Source organism: Lacinutrix sp. MEBiC02595 (assembly GCF_053601555.1).
The window spans coordinates 74,632-93,045 of the sequence record NZ_JBSHNU010000147.1; the positions used below are offsets into that span (position 1 = coordinate 74,632).

Genomic DNA, 18,414 nt, shown 5'->3' on the forward strand with positions numbered 1-18,414 from the left:
ACGTAATAATACTCGGTTTAGATGATGTAAAGATAGACTTTAGCAAAATTTTAGCGTTTAAAGTAAATCTATTTCTTCGTTAATTTTAAGGTTAAAACGTTTTCTAAAAATATAGACGCCTAAATACAAAAAAGGAGTGTCAAAAAGAGCGATGAGCACTTTGAAAACAAATCCTGCAATTAGTAAGCCAGCAAACTTATCCCAAGCTATAATATGAAAAGAGCATAATAAAATTAAAATGGTAAGCGTATCTACAAACTGGGAGAAAAAGGTGGAGAAATTATTTCGCAACCATAAATGTTTTCCTTTGGTTACGCGTTTCCAGAAATGGTAAATTTGAATATCTATTAATTGCGCAAATAAGTAAGCCATCATACTAGCAAAAACAGCAATTGCTGTGCTGCCAAAAACAGTGGTAAATAGATTGTTGTCTACTGGCGACCAACTTGTGGCTGGCGCTGCATTGGCGACATAAACAATGAACATGGAGAAAAAGGAGGCGAAAATTCCAGCGATAACAATGTCGTTAGCTCGTTTCTTACCATAGATTTCGCTTATTAAGTCGGTGATTAAAAAGGTAATAGGGTATGGTAAAATACCAACGGAAATTTCAAATAATTTGGAACCAAATATCTCTACATCAATTGGGTGCCAATAAAAAAACTTTTGAAATATTAAATTAGAAACCACTAATGAAGTTATAAATAAAGCACCCAGAAATAGGTAAATACGTTGTGCAGCAAGTTTATCTTTTAATGTCATAATATGTACTTCGAAATCGGGAAGCTAAATTTTGTTTACTAAATTTTCTGTTAATTTTTGTTTTTCATCTGTCACATTTAGCGTATTCAGATTAGACAAGTTTCCACTCAAAAACTTTTGAGATTAAATTGTGAATAAATAGCTAAGATAAATATAAAGCATTAAAAATTGTTTTAGTTATTTTGCAGGAATTCGTCTTTTCTTTTGTTTTTAACTATTTGTGGGAAATAGAAAAAAGTAAGATGTGTTAATTTACTTATGAACCAACCAAAAAAAGCATACATTTCTTTAGGAAGCAATCAAGGCGACAAATTTAAAAATTTGCAAAATGCTGTTGATCGCATTCACGAACAAGTTGGTAATATTAAAATAATATCTAAGGTCTATAAAACACCTGCTTTTGGTTTTAAAGGCGAGTCCTTTTTAAATACGTGTTTAATTTTAGAAACGGAATTTAAAGCAAGTAAGCTTTTAAAGATTTTGTTAGATATTGAAAAACAATTAGGAAGAGTTCGCTCTAAAAATGAAGGATATGAATCTAGAATTATAGATTTAGATATTGTTTTTTACGAAGACGAAATTGTAGATTCTAAATCCTTACAGATTCCGCATCCAGAAATGCATAAACGCAAGTTTGTATTGGAGCCTTTACATAATATAGCTTCGCAAATGAAGCATCCCATATTAAACAAAGAAGTTGGTGTTTTGTTAGCTGAATGCGAGGATACTAGTGTTTTGGAGCCAGTAAATATTTGGTTAAAAAATACAAGTAAGCAGTATGATTTTTCTAAATATAATTTTATTGCAATAGAAGGGAATATAGGAGCAGGAAAAACGAGCTTCACCAATAAAATGGCACATGATTTTAATGCGAAACTTATTTTGGAACGTTTTGCAGATAATCCGTTTTTGCCTAAATTTTATAAAGAGCCAAAGCGTTATGCATTTACTTTAGAAATGTCTTTTCTTGCCGATCGCTATCAGCAAATTAGTGATGATTTATCGCAGTTAGATTTATTTAAAGATTTTATTGTTAGTGATTATGATGTGTTTAAATCTCTAATATTCTCAAAAATTACTTTACCCGAAGATGAGTTTAAACTCTACAGAAAACTCTTTTATCAGGTATATAAAGACATCGCAAAACCAGATTTGTATGTGTATTTATATCAGAATACAGAAAGACTTCAAGCCAATATTAAAAAAAGAGGTAGAAGCTACGAGAAGGATATTGAAAACGATTATTTAGATAAAATCAATTCTGGTTATTTAGAGTTTTTAAAAGAGCAAACCGAATTGAATGTCAAGATTATTGATATTTCTGAAAAAGACTTTGTTAAAAACCGAGCAGACTATCTTTGGTTGTTGGATAGAATTTGTGAATAGTTGTTTAATTTTTTTGTAAATTTCTAAATATTTAGAATTTATGAAGCTAGCCAATTATGTACTATTTTATTTTCTCCTTTTTTTTAGTGTAATTGCAATGGCGCAAGATACATCTGTAGATTCTTTAGTTGCCGCATTACAAAAGGATCCGTTGTTTTTCGAAAAAGTATTTATACATACCAATAAAACGAAGTATGATAAAGAAGATACTATTTGGTTTAAGGGCTATGTTTCTTCCAGTGTCAATAAGCCTTCATTAAAAACGACTTTGCTATATGTTAGCTTGTTTTCTGAAACAGGCCAGTTAATAGAAGAGCAAAATATTTTAATTAATAAAGGAGTAGGAGTTGGGCAATTTGAACTATTCGATACTTTAGAATATGGAGATTATTATATTCAGGCACATACTAATTTTATGAAAAATTTTGGAGACGAAAACACATTTGTCTCTAAAATAAGTATAGGTAATACGGCTAAAAATAATGGTGAAAATAATCCTGTTTTATATGATCTACAGCTTTTTCCAGAAGGAGGCTATTTACTAGAAAATGTCGAAAATGTAATTGCTATTAAAGCTTTAGTGAATGGGAAAGGACTCGATTTTACTGGTGAAATTGTAGATTCTAAAAATAAAGTAATCACGAGTTTTGAAAATCGGTATTTAGGAATGACTACTTGTGCGCTTTTCTATGATGCATCAGAAAAATATCAAGCAATTATCAGGATAAAAGATACGGTTCTAAAAATGGACGTTCCAGTGGCTAAAAAAGAAGGTTTGTCTCTTAAGGTTATAGATCGCGTAGATTTTGTGGATATGCAATTGCAAACGAATAGGAAAACGTTACAAAGCCAAAAGGATAGTTATTCGGTTTTATTTCATCAAAATAATAAATTGGTTAATTACGCAGATATTGTGCTTAGGGATACTTCTAAAATAATTCTGCAAATAAATAAGAATGATTTTTTTAACGGGGTAAATACGGTAACGGTATTTAAAAAGGATACGCCAATTCTGGAAAGAAAGTTTTTTGTGTATAAAGACAATGCTAAAATCCAAGTGAAAGTTGAAAAGCAACTAAAAGAAAAAGATTCTAGTGTTTTTAAATTGAAAATGATAGCTGAAGCAGAACGAGCTAATTTAAGCGTTTCTGTGATGTCAAGTAAAACACAAATAGAAGAAGAGACTACTATAGAGTCTGCTTTTTTGCTAACGCCTTATATAAAAGGATATATAGAAAAGCCTTCCTATTACTTGGATGAAAAAAACATAAATCGATTGCAACATGCAGACTTACTATTGTTAACGCAAGGTTGGACGCAGTATACTACTTCGCGATTTGTGAATAATGTAAACCCAAAATATAAATACGACTTTGAATTAGGGTTTAAATTGTCTGGTCACGCTGCGCCATTAGGGTCTAATAACCTTGCGTTAATTAGTGAAGATAATAAGGTAATAGATAAGATATTTTTGAATAATAAGTTGGATTTCACCTTTAAAAATCTGTTGATATATAAAGGGGATGCTGTAAAATTATCTTTTGTAAAACCAGATAACGAATTGGCAAAACCAGAAAATATGACTTTAGATTCTGTAGTTCATTCTAAATTGGAATTTAAGCCTATAGTTTTAAAGTCAAATTATACATCTGTAGCCATAGAAAAAGAAGATGACTTCGTGTTTTATGAAGCCGATGCTACCAGGTTAGATACCGTTAATGTTACTGGAAGAATTAAAACTAAGGCGTATTTAGAAAAAACAAAATTGGTGCGTAAATACAAGAAAATAACTTTTGATATTGGAAAATACATGCCATTAGAGGTAGCCGATCGTTATAAAAAAGAATTGTTCTTGGGGTATTTAGAAAGAGCAGAAGGTGCTAGGTTGGTAAATTGGAAAGGATTAGAATGGTATTTGGAGTTGGGTGTAGAAAAAGAAGCTTTTCTGTTTATTGATGGGAAAAGAATGGAGTCTGAAGATTTAGGAGGTTTAAAATTAGAAATGAAAGATGTTGAAAATGTAATGGTGCAACCTCTTAAAAAAGGGTTTAGGGCATATCAAGTTTTTACAACAGATAATTACAAAAAAGGAATTGTAGAATTATACCAGAATTATGTTTTTGAGTATGGTTACAATACGGCTAAAAAGTATTACACGCCAATTCATGATTTTAATTTTCAAAATGAAGCAACAGAAATAGATTGGAAACCAATACTAGAAACCAATACGAATGGGGAAGCTATTTTTAAAGTTAAAAATAATTCTTCAGGATATACTTTTTCTATTCAAGGGTTTACCAAGTCAGGAAAATTGATTAGCGAAATTATTGTTGTAGAATAGTGCTTTTCATTTTACTAAAAACATCCCAAACCACAACGCCGCAACTCACCGAAATATTTAAGGAGTGCTTGGTTCCAAATTGAGGGATTTCAATTACGACATCACTTGCGCTTACCACGTCTTGGGCAACACCTTTTACTTCATTTCCAAAAACGAAAGCATATTTTGTGTTTGCTTCCGGTGAAAAGTCATTTAGCATGGTTGCATTTTCCGCTTGTTCGATAGCGCATATTTTTACGTTTTCAGCCTTTAGATTTTCTACCAAAGAAGTTGTGCTTTCGGCATATTCCCAGGCAACAGTATCTGTGCTTCCAAGTGCTGTTTTATGAATGTCTTTGTGTGGTGGAGTAGCAGTAATTCCGCAGAGATAGATTTTTTCAACTAAAAAAGCATCACTAGTTCTAAATACCGAGCCGATATTGTTCAAGCTTCTAATATTATCTAAAATGATTATAATAGGAGTCTTGGTAGCAGTTTTAAAATCTTCTACGGTTAATCGATCTAGCTCGTTGTTTTTTAGTTTTCTCATAGTGCAAATATTCAAAAAAAAAGCTTCCTTTTTGAAGAGGAAGCTTTAAAGTTATCAAAAAAAGAAATTAAATTTTCTCTTCTTCTGTTGGTTTTGGATTAACCTTTCCTTTAATGTGTATTACTTTTTTAGGAGCGTTTACCGCATTAGAAGTTAGCGTTATACTTTTGGAAAAAGATCCAGTTCTATCTGTAGCATAACGTACACCAATAACAGAAGATTCTCCAGGAGCAATAGCTTGTTTTGGCCAAGTAGGAACCGTACATCCGCAAGAGCCTTTTGCATTTGTAATTACTAAAGGAGTGCTTCCTGTATTTGTAAATGTAAATTCCCTATTTCCATCCGAGCTGTTTTCTATGGTTCCATAATCTATGGTTTCCGATTCAAACTCAATTTGTGCGCCGTCTTCATTAGCTACTGTTTTTACTTCGCTAGTTTTTTCGGTGTTTTGAGCTATTCCTACTGTCGTCATTGCTAGCATAGCAAAACTTAATAAAATTGCTTTTTTCATAATTTATAATGGTTTGATTTAAAAATAAGTATTCCAAATTTACTAAAACAATATGTGTTTCGTATTACAATTTAATTTTTAACATTATTTTATAACAACTATTAATTTAACTAAATTCGCAATGAAATCAATTTTTACTAAAAAGAACATCTACCCTTGGCAAAAAAAGAAAAAAAAGTAACGCCTTTAATGAAGCAGTACAATGCTATAAAAGTAAAGTATCCAGATGCTTTATTGTTATTTCGTGTTGGCGATTTTTATGAAACCTTTGGTGCAGATGCCATTAAAACGGCTGGAATTCTAGGTATAATATTAACGAAACGAGGTGCAGGAAGTGAAAGCGAAATTGAACTTGCTGGTTTTCCGCATCATTCTTTAAATACGTATTTGCCTAAATTAGTAAAGGCTGGAGAACGTGTTGCAATTTGTGATCAGTTGGAAGACCCTAAACTTACCAAAAACATTGTTAAACGTGGTGTTACTGAGCTTGTAACTCCCGGAGTTGCACTCAATGATGAGGTTTTAGTTTCTAAATCGAATAATTTTTTATGTTCGGTTTATTTCGATAAAAACAAAATAGGAATTTCCTTTTTAGACGTTTCTACAGGGGAATTTTTAACCTCACAAGGGAATGCCGAGTATATCGATAAATTATTACAAAATTTTAGTCCGAGTGAAGTATTAGTCTCCAAACAAAAACGAACGCTTTTTAATGAAACCTTTGGAACTGATTTTCATACGTTTTACTTAGAAGATTGGGTATATCAAACCGATTATGCAAACGAAACTTTAATTAAGCATTTTAATACTAAAACGTTAAAAGGTTTTGGTATTGCAGATTTACAGGAAGGGATTATCGCTTCCGGATCTGTTTTACATTATTTGGGAGAGACACAACATAATAAATTGCAACATATTACTTCTGTTTCTAGAATTGCTGAAGATGATTATGTTTGGATGGATCGATTTACTATCCGGAATCTAGAACTTTATAACTCTACCAATAATAATGCAGTGACGCTTTTAAATGTTATTGATAAAACGATTTCTCCAATGGGAGGACGTTTATTAAAACGTTGGTTGGCTTTACCATTGAAGAATGTAGAGAAAATAAAAGAACGTCATGAAGTCGTAGATTTCTTTACGAAAGATAAAACGACGCTTCAAAAAATACAGAATCATATAAAACATATTGGAGACATTGAAAGACTAATCTCTAAGGTCGCTACAGCAAAGGTGAATCCAAGAGAGGTTATTCAGCTAAAAAACTCTTTAGAAGCTATACTGCCAATAAAAGTATTATCGTCTAATTGCGATAATGAATCACTTAAAATTATTGGTGATAAATTACAAAGCTGTGATATCCTTCGAGAGAAGATAAAAACGATGCTTAACGAAGAAGCTCCCGTAAATGTTTTAAAAGGAAATAGTATTGCGCAAGGGTTTTCTGAAGAATTAGATGAACTACGTGCTTTGTCTACTTCGGGTAAAGATTATTTGAATAAAATGTTGCAACGTGAAAGTGAGCGTACCGGCATCACTTCTCTTAAAATAGCATCCAATAATGTATTTGGTTATTATATAGAAGTACGAAATACACATAAGGATAAAGTTCCAGAAGAATGGGTTAGAAAGCAGACTTTAGTGAATGCGGAGCGTTATATCACGGAAGAGCTTAAAGAATACGAAACAAAAATTTTAGGTGCAGAAGAGAAAATCCTAGCCATAGAACAAAAGCTATTTACAGAATTGGTTACTTGGATGAACCAATACATAAAACCGGTACAACAGAATGCGTATTTAATTGGTCAATTAGATTGCTTAGCTGGTTTTGCACAATTAGCAAAAGATAATACGTATATCTATCCAATTATTGATGATTCGCACGACTTAGAAATAAAAGATGGTCGTCATCCTGTAATTGAAAAGCAATTACCAATTGGCGAACCTTATATTGCTAATGATGTGTTCTTAGATAGAGACACCCAACAGATGATTATGATTACTGGTCCTAATATGTCTGGTAAGTCTGCTATTTTACGCCAAACAGCATTAATAGTATTACTAGCGCAGATGGGAAGTTTTGTTCCCGCAAAAGCTGCTAGAATTGGTTTAGTAGATAAAATATTTACTAGAGTAGGAGCGAGTGATAATATTTCGATGGGAGAATCTACCTTTATGGTAGAAATGAATGAGACAGCTTCTATCTTAAATAATATTAGTAATAGAAGTTTAGTCTTGCTAGATGAAATAGGAAGAGGAACAAGTACCTATGATGGTATTTCTATAGCTTGGGCAATTAGCGAATATTTACATGAGCATCCAGCAAAACCAAAAACGCTTTTTGCAACCCATTATCATGAACTTAATGAAATGACAGAAACGTTTGTTCGTATAAAAAACTACAATGTTTCTGTAAAAGAATTAAAAGATAACGTTTTGTTTATTCGTAAGCTAGTTCCTGGTGGAAGTGAGCATAGTTTTGGAATTCACGTTGCTAAAATGGCTGGAATGCCACAGCAGGTAATACATCGGGCGAATAAGATCTTAAAGAAATTAGAGAAATCACATTCTAGCGAAGAACTTACAGATAAAGTAAAATCTTTAAAAGATGAAATGCAATTGAGTTTCTTTAATCTAGACGATCCGTTATTAGAAAACATAAAAGAAGAAATATTACATATTGATATTGACACACTTACGCCGGTAGAGGCGTTGATGAAACTCAACGAAATAAAACGAATGTTGGTTAAGAAAAAGGAGGTTTGAAAAAAAAAATAATATTTTTTCAAAAAAAGCTTTGCAATTAAGAGATTTATTCTAAATTTGCAACCGCAATAGCAATATTGCACGTTCATACAAAAGACTGCGAAAGTAGCTCAGGGGTAGAGCATCACCTTGCCAAGGTGGGGGTCGCGGGTTCAAATCCCGTCTTTCGCTCTGACACTTTCAAAATAATATACCAAGCGATATTTTAAATATCGTTTCCTGCTGAAGTGGTGGAATTGGTAGACACGTTGGACTTAAAATCCAATGTCCATTAGGACGTACGGGTTCAAGTCCCGTCTTCAGTACAGATGAAAAGCCGAAACGAAAGTTTCGGCTTTTTTGTTTTAAAAAAATACGAAAAGCTCGCTTTTAAGTATTTTTTTAAAACAAAAAACCAATCCAATCTTTTGGGTTGGCTTTTCTCAACATGTTGAAACTGGGACTCGACGCAGTCAATTCCGGTCTTCGACACAAAAGCCTTACAGGAATGTAAGGCTTTTGTGTTTTAAAAATTTAAGTAAGTTTTAATTTCAAGAGTATTCTTGGAGTAAAGAAGAATTCCAATGCTATAGATTGGCTTTTCTCAACATGTTGAAACTGGGACTCGGCGCAGTCAATTCCCGTTTTCGTCACAAAAGCCTTACAGGAATGTAAGGCTTTCGTGTTTTAAAAATTTAAGTAAGTTTTAATTTCAAGCGTATTCTTTGGGTAAAAAAGAATTCCAATGCTATAGATTGGCTTTTCTCAACATGTTGAAACTAGGACTCGACGCAGTCAATTCCCGTCTTCAATATAAAAGCCTTACAGGAATGAAAGGCTTTTGTATTTTAGAAAACGTCCCAAAATTCTCTTTTAAATACAGTGCAAAAGAAAAAAGCAATTACGTGTTATGAGTTGTCTTTTCTTAATGTATCGATAGGAGCGCCACGCGTTTCGTTTCCTGCCTTTTGTATAAAATCGGTATAGTCTAGTTGTGTTTTGTTTTATAAGGTCTCAAACCTTAAAAATAGACACAAAAAAAAGCCTTCATATTTATGAAGGCTTTTAAATAAAAAATAAGAAAATTTCTTAGTGCTTATCTTTAATTTCTTTTGCTTTATCAGCAACTGCATCCGCAGCTTTTGATACTGCACCAGTAGTAGCGTCTTTAGCATTTTCTAAAGCATTACCAGTAGCATCAGCAGCGTTTTCTAAAGCATCTCCAGTAGCATTAGCAGCACCTTTTATTGCATCACCAGCATCTTCCATTGCGTCTTTAGTTGCGCTATTAGCATCTTCTACTGCATCTTCAGTAGCGTCAGCAGCGTTTTCGATTGCATCTTCCGTAGCGTCAGCAGCATCTTCTAATGCATCACCAGTAGCCTCAGTAGCATTTTCTATAGCATTTCCTGCTTCATCTGTTTTTTCTTTTGCTTCCCTACAAGAAGTAAATGATACGCTTAATGCTAATAATAAAGCCGAGCTTAATAATAATTTTTTCATCAGTAATAGTTTTTAGTGTTAATTTTAATGGTACAAAAAAAACCATTAAAAGAAATTACTTTTAATGGTTTCTTTTAATAGTGTAATTATTTGCTGTTTTTTATTGAGCAGTCATTTTCTTAGCTAATTCCATAACTTCCGTTGATTTCGAAGTCATGTAATCCGTTAATTTTTTCATGTCTTCAGCTTTTACGTTTTTCATTGCTTCTTGACCTTTAGTTGCAAGTTCTTGACCTTTAGTTGCAAGTGCTTGCATTTTAGTCATGTCCTTTGTTGTTACAGCTTCCGTGTAAGTTTCAATGTAATCTTCGTAAGCAGTAACATAAGATTGTACTTCTGCATTGTCAAAAGAAGGAACTCCTGTTACAGTCTCTGTTACAGCTTCAGCAGCTTCTTCGACAGCTTCAGTTGTTTCTGCAGCTGCATTTTCAACAGCATCACCTGCTGCATCTGTTTTTTCTTTTACGTCTTTGCAAGATGTAAACGATACGCTTAATGCTAATAGTAAAGCTGCGCTTAATAATAATTTTTTCATCAGTAATAGTTTTTAGTGTTAATTTTCAATATACGAAAGTAACAACTTCCTGTTAAAATTCGCACATGTTTGTTAAAATTTTTAACATAATCGTTATTCAGGTAGATTTAATAGTCTATTTACGTATGTAGTTCATAATTTGGATTACAGCTTCCTTGTTTTTTTTAATATAATTTAAGTTTTTAGCTCCAGAACGCAATCTCTTTTCTTTATTTTGAATCAACTCGGTTAGTATAAAGTCTAATTCTTCTTTGTTTTTCACCGAGAACATCCCTTTTTCTTTTAACATTGCATATGCTTCCGGGAATTTTTTGTAGTTTTTTCCAATAAGTACAGGTATACCAAACACTGCCGGTTCTAAAGTATTATGTAAACCCGTATTCCCCATTGCTCCGCCTATATAAGCAATATCCGCATAACTATAGGTTTTGGATAATAATCCAATAGTATCCATTATAAAAACGGGATATTTAGACACATCTTGGTTTTCTTTTTCGGAATACTTAATACTAGGTACTTGTAGTTGTTTACTAAATCTATCTATTTGTGCTGTTTTAAGATTATGAGGCGCAATAATAAATTTCAAGTCTTCGGAAGCATTTTTATTCATGTAATCTAATAGGATGTTTTCGTCTTCAGGCCAAGTACTTCCTGCAACAACACATAAACTGTCTTGTTTAAATTCTTCAATAAAAGTTAAAGTATTATTTTGGGCTAACTGACTGTAAACACGATCAAAACGGGTGTCCCCAGAAACGGTTACATGGTTGTAGCCTATGGTATTCAATAAAGCTTTTGAGGCCTCGTTTTGAACAAAAATATGTTCGAAAGCAAATAAAGCACTACGTTGTTCTTTTCCATAAAACTTAAAAAAAGATTGCGAAGGTCTAAAAAGAGCAGAAATTAAAATGGCTTTTAAATTTCGCTTTTTTATTTCCTTTAAAAAATTCGGCCAAATATCATATTTTACAAAAATAGTCAGCTGTGGGTTTATTATATCTATAAATCTTTTTGCGTTTTTCTTAGAATCTAAAGGAAGGTAAACAACAACATCTGCTATTTCTGTATCTTTTCTAATTTCATAACCAGAAGGTGAAAAGAAAGTGAGTACAATTTTGTGCTTTGGGTAAAGCTGTCTAATTTCTTTAAAAACAGGTAAGCCTTGCTCGTATTCTCCCAAAGAAGCACAATGAAACCATATACAAGCATCTGTTTGTAGAATGTTGTTTTTTAAAACAGTAAATGTCTGTTTTCTTCCGTGGACACCTTTACTAATTTTGGTGTTAAATAGCGCTATTCCTTTTAAAACAAATGAAGTTAAAGAAATAAGTATGTTATAAATGAAACCCAATAGTTTTTGTTTATTGCTAAAATACATTTCTTTTAAATTATATACATAAGTAGTTTTTAATAAATTATTTTTTATTCATTCATCTTCATTGCTAAACAATATGGTTTTTTGTAAATTCGTAAGATATAATGAGCCAAAATGTATAGTTAAGGTTTCAAAATTTAAGAATGTGAAAAAGATTCAAATGGTTGACCTTAAAGGTCAATATGCAGGTATAAAAGATGTTGTTAATGCAACGATTCAAGAAATAATAGATAATGCATCTTTTATTAACGGACCAAAAGTTCATGAGTTTCAGAAAAATTTAGAAAATTATTTAGGTGTAAAGCATGTTATTCCTTGTGCCAATGGTACAGACGCATTGCAAATTGCAATGATGGGTTTAGGTTTGAAACCAGGAGATGAAGTTATCACTGCAGATTTTACATTTGCAGCTACTGTTGAGGTAATCGCTTTATTGCAATTAACTCCAGTTTTGGTAGATGTAGATCCAAACGACTTTAATATTAGTGTAGAAGCTATTAAAAAAGCGATAACACCAAAAACAAAAGCAATAGTTCCTGTACATTTATTTGGTCAATGTGCCAATATGGAAGCAATTATGAAAGTTGCCGAAGAGTACAACTTGTACGTAATTGAAGATAATGCACAAGCAATTGGAGCTTCGTACACTTACAGTGATGGTAAAAAAGCGAAAGCGGGAACCATTGGTCATGTAGCTTCTACTTCGTTTTTTCCTTCCAAAAATTTAGGAGGTTATGGAGATGGAGGAGCAATTTTTACTAATGATGATGCATTAGCACATACCATTAGAGGAATTGTAAATCACGGTATGTATGAACGTTATCATCACGATGTAGTTGGTGTAAACTCAAGATTAGATTCTATTCAAGCGGCCGTTTTAAATGCAAAATTACCGCATTTAGATAGCTATAATAAAGCAAGGCAATCTGCAGCAAGAAAATATAACAAAGCCTTAGAAGGAATAGCAAACATAACAACACCTCAGGTTTCTAAAACATGCACTACTATTTGCGAAAATTGTGATTGTCATGTCTTTCATCAATATACTTTAAAGTTAAACAATGTGGACAGAGATGGCTTAGTGAAGTTTTTAAATAGCCACGAAATACCATGTGGTGTGTACTATCCAATTCCGTTGCACAATCAAAAAGCATATAAAGATTCTAGATATAATGAAGCAGATTTCCCGGTTACTAACCAGTTGATAAAAGACGTGATTTCTTTACCAATGCATACTGAGTTAGACGATGAGCAAATAGCCTTTATTACCAATAAAATTAAAGAATTTATAGCAAATAATTAGAGCGTTACCGCAAGGGTCAGGCTGTTCGCTTAAATCTTTTTTTGCCGTATAGGCAACCAAAAAAAGGATAACGCTTCCATCCCTAACGCACATACCAGCCAATGAAAGTACTAGTCACAGGAGGTTTAGGTTTTATAGGGTCACACACGGTTGTAGAACTTCAAAAAGAAGGATATGAAGTAGTGATTATAGATAATCTATCGAATTCCTCTATCGATGTTTTAAAAGGAATTGTTGCCATAACTGGTAAAACACCCATTTTCGAAAAACTAGATTTAAAAGATAAAAGAAAAGTTCAAACGTTTTTTAAACAGCATCAAGACATAAAAGGAGTAATCCATTTTGCAGCAAGTAAAGCAGTAGGTGAGAGTGTAGAAAAACCATTATTATATTATGAAAATAATATCAATACCTTGGTTTATGTATTGCAGGAATTAGAAAAGTTAGCCATATCGAATTTTATTTTTAGTTCCTCATGTACCGTTTATGGCCAAGCAGATGTCATGCCAATTACAGAAGATGCACCAATAAAAATAGCAGAATCTCCTTATGGAAATACGAAGCAAATAGGAGAAGAAATAATACAAGATACGTGTAAAGTGAATGCCAAAATAAAAGCCATTTCCTTGCGCTATTTTAATCCTATAGGAGCACATGAAAGTATTGAAATTGGCGAATTACCCATAGGTGTTCCGCAGAATTTAATTCCTTACATCATGCAAACTGCAGCAGGAATACGTGAGCAGCTTTCTGTTTTCGGGGATGATTATCCAACCATAGACGGAACATGTATTAGAGATTATATTCATGTTGTAGATTTAGCAAGAGCACATGTGATAGCCTTAAAAAGGCTTTTAGAACAAAAGAATACATCTAATTACGAAACCTTTAATCTAGGAACAGGGAAAGGAAGTTCGGTTTTAGAAGTGATTCAAGCTTTTGAGAAAGTTGCCAACAAAAAACTAAATTATAAAATAGTAAATAGACGTTCAGGAGATGTTGTTTCTGCTTATGCAGATACCAAAAAAGCAAATGATGTACTAGGTTGGAATGCACAATATAATTTAGAAGATGCCATTTTATCTTCTTGGCAATGGCAAAATAGTCTAGATGTTACTTAAAATATCGTAATGCATTTGCTGTTCTATTATCATATGCGTAATAGATTGTACATATAGGTATGTTATTTTTATTAATAAGCTGATTAACAATATTTTAATATTGTAGATTCGGGATTGGCGTATATTCTTGTTTTCTTTGTAGCTAATGAAAATGACAAAACAATGAAATGGATCACAGTAAAGCGTCAGACAAGACAAGAAAACAGATTTGCTCCAAACATGGGACGTGTTAGTGCAAAAGTTACTTACATTAAAAAGCAAGTACTTGGCATTCCTATTAAAACATTACATAAATATCGAGAAACCTATTACGGAAAAGTAAAAGACTGCGATGCTTGTAGTCTAGTGAAATAAAAAAAAGCCTCGAAATATTTCGAGGCTTTTTTGTGCTTTATAATTTACGCTTTTTTCTTTTTAAAATTGCCAAGAATTAGAAATCCTAAACCAACCATTACAGACATATCTGCAACGTTAAAAATTCCAGTTCTAAAAACACCGCCAAGATCTATATGGAACATATCGGTTACAGAACCATACATGAATCGATCGTAAATATTAGCTATTCCACCACCTAGAATACAGCAAAAACCTATAATAGAAAGTTTGTCTAAATCTTTATTACTAAAAAGAAGAAATAAAACATAGCCCATTACAGATACAGGAATAATAAGTAAAAATATAGCACGCATTGTCGGACTCAAATCACTTCCCATTCCTAAAAATGCTCCAGAATTTTCTACATTGTGTAAAGTAAGGTAGTCACCAAGGATTTCCGATTTACTTCCTTTTACAACATTTGTTCGTGTCCAAATTTTAGAAAGTTGATCAATAACAATATTGAAAATAATTAAAAATGTAATAAATAAAGAACGTTTCATTAAGCTTCAGTTTCTATAGTTGCAGTAGCTGTTTGCGCTTCTCTATTAATTTTTTTAACCAATCCTTGTAAAACTTTTCCTGGTCCTACTTCTGTAAATAAAGTGGCACCATCTGTAATCATTTGTTGTACCGATTGCGTCCAACGTACAGGAGCAGTAAGTTGCGAAATTAAATTCTTTTTTATTTCTGCTTCGTCCGTTGTAGCACTTGCAGTAACGTTTTGATAAATTGGGCAATTTGGTTTGCTAAACGTTGTGTTTTCTATAGCAGCAGCTAATTCTTCTCTTGCAGGTTCCATCATTGGCGAGTGAAATGCTCCACCAACAGGAAGTACTAAAGCACGTCTTGCTCCAGCTTCTTTCATCGCTTCACAAGCGCGGTTAATAGCATCTATCTCACCAGAGATTACTAATTGACCTGGACAGTTATAATTTGCGGCAACTACAACTCCTTCCATTTTTGCACAAATTTCTTCTACCACTTTATCTTCTAAGCCTAAAACAGCAGCCATAGTACTTGGTTGTATTTCGCAGGCTTTTTGCATCGCCAAAGCACGTTTGGATACTAAACGTAATCCGTCTTCAAAAGTTAAAGCACCTGCAGCAACTAGCGCAGAAAATTCACCTAAAGAATGTCCGGCAACCATATCTGGTTTAAAGCTTTCACCTAAAGTTTTTGCTAAAATTACAGAGTGTAAAAATATTGCTGGTTGGGTTACTTTAGTTTCTTTTAAAGCTTCCGCAGTACCTTCAAACATAATATCGGTAATGTTGAAACCTAAAATAGCATTCGCATCTTCAAATAGATGTTGTGCTTCTGGGGAGTTTTCGTATAAGTCTAAACCCATTCCTGAGAATTGTGCGCCTTGACCTGGAAATATATATGCGTTCATTTGTTTTTTATTTTGAATTGCAAAAATAGGAATAAAATCTTTAAAAGAATCAAGAGTCAAGAATCAAGGTTTGTTTCTGTTTTTAAATTTTTTTATAGAAGAATAAGGACTAAGTCTTGGCTCTAAAAGCAAAGCGATTTCTATTCTGTTTTTTATAATCCAACAATTGCAGACTCTGCACAGCGTTCGCCGTCCATTGCAGCAGAAACAATTCCGCCAGCATAACCACCACCTTCCCCACAAGGGAAAAGTCCGATAATTTCTGGATGTTCTAAATTTTCATTTCGTGGAATATTTACAGGAGATGAAGTTCTAGACTCCACACCAATAATATTAGCTTCCGCAGTATAGAAACCATTCATTTTAGAACCAAAAGCTTTAAAACCTTGACGTAATCTACTTCCTATAAATTTAGGAAATAAAGAATGTAATGGTGCAGAATGCAGACCTGGTTGATACGAGGTCGGATTTAAACTCGCAGATAAATTTCCCTCTACAAAATCAGTTAAACGTTGGGCAGGCGCAGCTTGACTTCTTCCGCCAGCATTAAAAGCTAGTTTTTCAAAATCCTTCTGATATTCTAATCCTTTTAAAACGCCAAACTTTTCATATTTAGCTAAATCTTTATCCACATTAATTTCAACTACAATTCCCGAATTTGCAAATTCGTTATTTCGTTTAGAAGGTGACATTCCATTTACAACCACTTCTCCGTTTGCAGTAGCAGCAGGAACTATAAATCCGCCAGGACACATACAAAAAGAATATACGCCTCTATCATTTACTTGATGTACCAAACTATAAGCAGCCGCAGGAAGTAATTCGCTACGATTGCCATCACAATGGTATTGAATAGAATCTATAATGTGTTGTGGATGCTCTACACGAACTCCCATTGCAAAAGATTTTGCTTGTAAAGCGATTTCCTTTTTATGTAATAAATAATAAATATCACGAGCAGAATGACCAGTAGCTAAAATAACGCGATTTGCGGTTAGTTCTGTGCCATTTTGTAATTGAATAGCTTGAATAGTATTATTTTTTATAACAAAATCGGTGACACGAGTATCAAAATGAATTTCGCCACCAAATTTTAAAATGGTTTCTCTAATGTTAGTAACTACTTTAGGAAGCTTATTGGTTCCAATATGCGGATGTGCATCTACCAGAATTTGATCGGTTGCACCATGAAAAACAAGATTTTCAAAAATACGGCGCACATCACCACGCTTTAAACTTCGGGTGTATAGTTTTCCGTCAGAGTAGGTACCTGCGCCACCTTCACCAAAGCAATAGTTAGAATCTTCGTTTACAAAATGATCTTGATTAATTGCTTTTAAATCGCGACGTCTGTCTTTTACATTTTTACCGCGTTCCAGAACAATAGGTTTAAAACCAAGTTCTATACAACGCAAAGCGGCATACATTCCTGCTGGACCAAAACCAATAATATGAATCGGTTTTGCATTAGAAACGTCTTTATATTCAAAAGTGTATTCTGATTTTTGCGGAACCGGTTCTTTTATATATACTGCAACCTTATAATTAAAGATTATTTTGGGTTTACGTGCATCAATAGACTTACGCAATACTTTAATTCCGGAAATATCTTCGTAAGAAATAGCTAGTATTTTGGAAGCTTTTTTCAGAAGGATATTAGGAATTTCTTCTTCCTTAAGGGAAACGCGTAATTGAAGGTCTTTAATCATACTGCGAATTTATGAAAAAATGCGATAGCGAATTAAAGATTTTAGGAGTTTTACATCCCTATCACGGTTTATATATGAAGTTAAACTAATGCACCATTAGCACCAATTACTTGACCAGAAATCCATTTAGAATCGTCACTGGCTAAAAATAAAGCCACTTTTGCTATGTCGATTGGTTTGGCAAGGCGATTAAAAGCATTCATGCTACTTAGTTTGTCTATAAATTCTTGGGACTTTCCTTTTAAAAATAATTCGGTTTCTGTAGCTCCGGGAGCTAATGCATTTACCGAAATCCCTCTTCCTATTTCTTTAGAAAACACACGTGTCATTTGTTCTACTGCAGCTTTAGATGCAGAGTATATTGCGTATGTAGGAAACATTAATTTTACCGTACTGGAGGATATATTGATAATGTTTCCGTTGTCTGCTAATTTACTGCTTGCTTCCTGTAATGTGTTAAAGACACCTTTTACGTTGACATTAAATTGTTTAGTAAAATCGGCTTCGGTATTATCTTTTAATGCTTTAGAAATCATAACCCCAGCATTATTTATTAATACATCTACTTTGCCAAATGCAGCAATGGCTTGGTCAAATAGTTGGGTTACTTCTTCTTTTATACTTACATCTGCTTTTACAGAAATGGCTGTACCACCATTTTTTAAAATGGTATCTACGGCAGCTTTAGCTTCTGCTTCACTATTCGAATGATTTACTACTACTTTTGCTCCATTTTTAGCTAAAAGTGTTGCTATTTCTTTTCCAATTCCTTTAGAAGAACCAGTTACTATTACTACTTTGTTTTCTAGTTTCATGTGTT

Annotated in this window: 16 protein-coding genes and 2 tRNA genes; 8 read left to right on the forward strand and 10 right to left on the reverse strand. The window is 33.1% G+C overall.

Features of this window, described 5'->3' with window-relative positions; genetic code table 11:
• Positions 1-57: 57 nt before the first annotated feature.
• Positions 58-762 (reverse strand): queuosine precursor transporter, encoded by a 705-nt coding sequence (locus tag ACVCZW_RS02535; protein WP_452231569.1) that lies wholly within the window; start codon positions 760-762, stop codon positions 58-60.
• Between the two features lie 258 nt (positions 763-1,020).
• Between ACVCZW_RS02535 and folK the strand changes: the two genes are divergently transcribed.
• A complete protein-coding gene (gene folK, locus ACVCZW_RS02540; RefSeq protein WP_452231020.1) occupies positions 1,021-2,148 on the forward strand; it encodes a 2-amino-4-hydroxy-6-hydroxymethyldihydropteridine diphosphokinase in 1,128 nt (375 codons plus the stop codon).
• Between the two features lie 40 nt (positions 2,149-2,188).
• A complete protein-coding gene (locus ACVCZW_RS02545; RefSeq protein ID WP_452231021.1) occupies positions 2,189-4,489 on the forward strand; it encodes a hypothetical protein in 2,301 nt (766 codons plus the stop codon).
• On the opposite strand, the gene ACVCZW_RS02550 is transcribed toward ACVCZW_RS02545, so the two are convergent.
• The gene (locus tag ACVCZW_RS02550; protein WP_452231022.1) at positions 4,473-5,018 is read right to left on the reverse strand and encodes an RNA methyltransferase; all 546 of its coding nucleotides are present in this window, start codon (positions 5,016-5,018) and stop codon (positions 4,473-4,475) included. The two genes, ACVCZW_RS02545 and ACVCZW_RS02550, sit on opposite strands and share 17 nt — an antisense overlap.
• 67 nt (positions 5,019-5,085) lie before the next feature.
• Positions 5,086-5,529: a DUF1573 domain-containing protein gene (locus ACVCZW_RS02555; RefSeq protein ID WP_452231023.1), complete on the reverse strand. Its 444-nt coding sequence runs from the start codon at positions 5,527-5,529 to the stop codon at positions 5,086-5,088.
• Positions 5,530-5,685: 156 nt separating this feature from the next.
• On the opposite strand from ACVCZW_RS02555, the gene mutS reads away from it, so the two are divergent.
• The 3 genes from mutS to ACVCZW_RS02570 all read left to right on the forward strand — a co-directional run bounded on the left by mutS (position 5,686) and on the right by ACVCZW_RS02570 (position 8,603).
• Complete coding sequence (gene mutS / locus ACVCZW_RS02560) at positions 5,686-8,298, forward strand: DNA mismatch repair protein MutS (protein ID WP_452231024.1); 2,613 nt, start codon at positions 5,686-5,688, stop codon at positions 8,296-8,298.
• A 99-nt stretch (positions 8,299-8,397) separates the two neighbouring features.
• A tRNA-Gly gene (locus ACVCZW_RS02565) sits at positions 8,398-8,469 on the forward strand.
• Positions 8,470-8,519: 50 nt separating this feature from the next.
• A tRNA-Leu gene (locus ACVCZW_RS02570) sits at positions 8,520-8,603 on the forward strand.
• Positions 8,604-9,366: 763 nt separating this feature from the next.
• Here ACVCZW_RS02570 and ACVCZW_RS02575 read toward each other — a convergent pair.
• From ACVCZW_RS02575 to ACVCZW_RS02585, 3 genes are all read right to left on the reverse strand, one after another.
• Positions 9,367-9,780, reverse strand: a complete 414-nt coding sequence (locus ACVCZW_RS02575) for a hypothetical protein (protein WP_452231025.1) — start codon at positions 9,778-9,780, stop codon at positions 9,367-9,369.
• A 100-nt stretch (positions 9,781-9,880) separates the two neighbouring features.
• On the reverse strand, positions 9,881-10,315 hold the full coding sequence (locus tag ACVCZW_RS02580) for a hypothetical protein (protein WP_452231026.1): 435 nt from the start codon (positions 10,313-10,315) through the stop codon (positions 9,881-9,883).
• Between the two features lie 115 nt (positions 10,316-10,430).
• The gene (locus tag ACVCZW_RS02585) at positions 10,431-11,666 is read right to left on the reverse strand and encodes a 3-deoxy-D-manno-octulosonic acid transferase (protein WP_452231570.1); all 1,236 of its coding nucleotides are present in this window, start codon (positions 11,664-11,666) and stop codon (positions 10,431-10,433) included.
• Positions 11,667-11,835: 169 nt separating this feature from the next.
• Between ACVCZW_RS02585 and ACVCZW_RS02590 the strand changes: the two genes are divergently transcribed.
• The 3 genes from ACVCZW_RS02590 to ACVCZW_RS02600 all read left to right on the forward strand — a co-directional run bounded on the left by ACVCZW_RS02590 (position 11,836) and on the right by ACVCZW_RS02600 (position 14,468).
• Complete coding sequence (locus tag ACVCZW_RS02590; protein WP_452231571.1) at positions 11,836-12,993, forward strand: DegT/DnrJ/EryC1/StrS family aminotransferase; 1,158 nt, start codon at positions 11,836-11,838, stop codon at positions 12,991-12,993.
• Positions 12,994-13,094: 101 nt separating this feature from the next.
• Positions 13,095-14,114 (forward strand): UDP-glucose 4-epimerase GalE, encoded by a 1,020-nt coding sequence (gene galE, locus ACVCZW_RS02595; protein WP_452231572.1) that lies wholly within the window; start codon positions 13,095-13,097, stop codon positions 14,112-14,114.
• 162 nt (positions 14,115-14,276) lie between these two features.
• Positions 14,277-14,468, forward strand: a complete 192-nt coding sequence (locus ACVCZW_RS02600) for a hypothetical protein (protein ID WP_452231573.1) — start codon at positions 14,277-14,279, stop codon at positions 14,466-14,468.
• A gap of 44 nt (positions 14,469-14,512) precedes the next feature.
• Here the strand turns inward: ACVCZW_RS02600 and lspA are convergent, their stop codons facing one another.
• From lspA to ACVCZW_RS02620, 4 genes are all read right to left on the reverse strand, one after another.
• Positions 14,513-14,992: a signal peptidase II gene (gene lspA / locus ACVCZW_RS02605; protein ID WP_452231574.1), complete on the reverse strand. Its 480-nt coding sequence runs from the start codon at positions 14,990-14,992 to the stop codon at positions 14,513-14,515.
• Positions 14,992-15,885 (reverse strand): ACP S-malonyltransferase, encoded by an 894-nt coding sequence (gene fabD / locus ACVCZW_RS02610; protein ID WP_452231575.1) that lies wholly within the window; start codon positions 15,883-15,885, stop codon positions 14,992-14,994. The genes lspA and fabD overlap by 1 nt, the downstream gene beginning before the upstream one ends.
• 152 nt (positions 15,886-16,037) lie before the next feature.
• On the reverse strand, positions 16,038-17,594 hold the full coding sequence (locus ACVCZW_RS02615) for an NAD(P)/FAD-dependent oxidoreductase (protein WP_452231576.1): 1,557 nt from the start codon (positions 17,592-17,594) through the stop codon (positions 16,038-16,040).
• An 80-nt stretch (positions 17,595-17,674) separates the two neighbouring features.
• Positions 17,675-18,409, reverse strand: coding sequence for an SDR family oxidoreductase (locus ACVCZW_RS02620; RefSeq protein WP_452231034.1), 735 nt, complete (start codon positions 18,407-18,409; stop codon positions 17,675-17,677).
• Positions 18,410-18,414: the final 5 nt, after the last annotated feature.